Consider the following 1337-nt stretch of genomic DNA (forward strand, 5'->3'; position numbering starts at 1 on the left):
CGTTCGATCTCGCCGACGAGGGTGCGGCGGCTGCCGACGACATCGAGGGAGAAGCTGTCGTACGTCTTGCCGCCGAGGGAGGCGGTGACGGTGACCGTGACCCCCTTGTCGTGGCTGAGCTCGGTGGACGGGCCGACCTCGAAGCGGAAGTGGTCGAGGTGGTGGTCACGGACCGCGCGGCGCAGCACGTCGACCGAATCCGCAAGGTCGGCGGCGGCAAGGAGGTCGATGTCCTTGCTGTAGCGGGCCTGCGGCAGGCGCACCATCATTCCGATACCGCCCTTGAGGATCCACCCGTCCGGGTCCGCGTCGAAGACGCGGGTGAGGAAGCGGGCGATGACGAAGCGGCGGCGCACCAGGGCGATGTTCTGGCCGTGCTCTCGGGCGTACCGGTTGAGGCGATCGGTGATACTCGCCCGCACCGCCTGCGGAGACCGCGACACCGGGCTCACCGGCCGGCCGCCTTCACCGACCGGCCGGACTTGTCCGGCCGGTCGGAGCCGGTCGTGCTGGTGCCGTCCGCCGGCTGGGCGGCGGGTGCGGTCTCCCCGACGCCGGTATCGGCGTCGGGGCTGGCGGTGGACTGCCCGAGAGCGGCGGCGAGCGACTGCATCAGCGCATCCCGCGCCTGCGGTGACTCGGTCACCGCCTTCATCAGGGCGGCGATGCTCAGCTGCGCGGCGTCCGGCGCGGCCACACTGGTGGCGGTGGCACCAGCGGCTGTGGTGGTGGTGTTCTTGCGGGCGAGGTCCGCGAGGGCCAGGGTGGTGGCCGGCACCCCCGCCTGCGCGATCAGCACCTCGAGGAAGCCCTGCCCGTCCAGCGCCCGGTGCCCGTAGTCGAAGGCATGCGGGGCGAGTGCCGTCAGCACCTCTTCCACGGTCGCCTGGCCGCGGGTGAGGGCGTCGCGGACCACCGACGCCAGATGCCCGGCATCGGTGCCGGCGGCGGCCAGATCACCGATCGTGCGGGCCGGGGTGGTCACCGGCAGCCCGTCGACGAGCTGCCAATCCTCCCGCGACAGCACACCCCGGTGCACGATCACCCCGGGCAGCGACAGCCGGATCCGCCTGGTCGCGGTCAGCTCCACCACATCGGCATCCAGATCCCCCAGCCCATGCAGGCCGGCGGCGGTGCGATGCGAGAGCACCCCCGTCGGGACCGGCTGATCCAGCCGCTCCCACACCACCACATCCGGGTCCAGCGCCAGCCACGCCACCCGTTCCTCCAGGTGCACATCCTCCGGCATCCGTGCCAGCCGATACAGCCCGTGATGCAGCCGCTCGAGCACCCCCGAATCGACCATCCGCTTGAGCTGCTGCACCGACACCGACGTC

The 1337-nt window shown here is 72.0% G+C and carries 2 protein-coding genes; both read right to left on the reverse strand.

The features are described 5' to 3' along the window. Positions 1-452, reverse strand: a 452-nt coding sequence (locus tag AZG88_RS35590) for a nucleotidyl transferase AbiEii/AbiGii toxin family protein (RefSeq protein WP_197487989.1), incomplete at its 3' end; no start/stop codon positions are given. Beyond that, positions 449-1337, reverse strand: an 889-nt coding sequence (locus tag AZG88_RS35595) for a type IV toxin-antitoxin system AbiEi family antitoxin domain-containing protein (protein WP_061700440.1), incomplete at its 5' end; no start/stop codon positions are given. The genes AZG88_RS35590 and AZG88_RS35595, both read right to left, overlap by 4 nt.

The organism is Rhodococcus sp. LB1, from assembly GCF_001583455.1.
In the GTDB taxonomy this organism is placed as follows: Bacteria; Actinomycetota; Actinomycetes; order Mycobacteriales; family Mycobacteriaceae; genus Rhodococcus_F; species Rhodococcus_F opacus.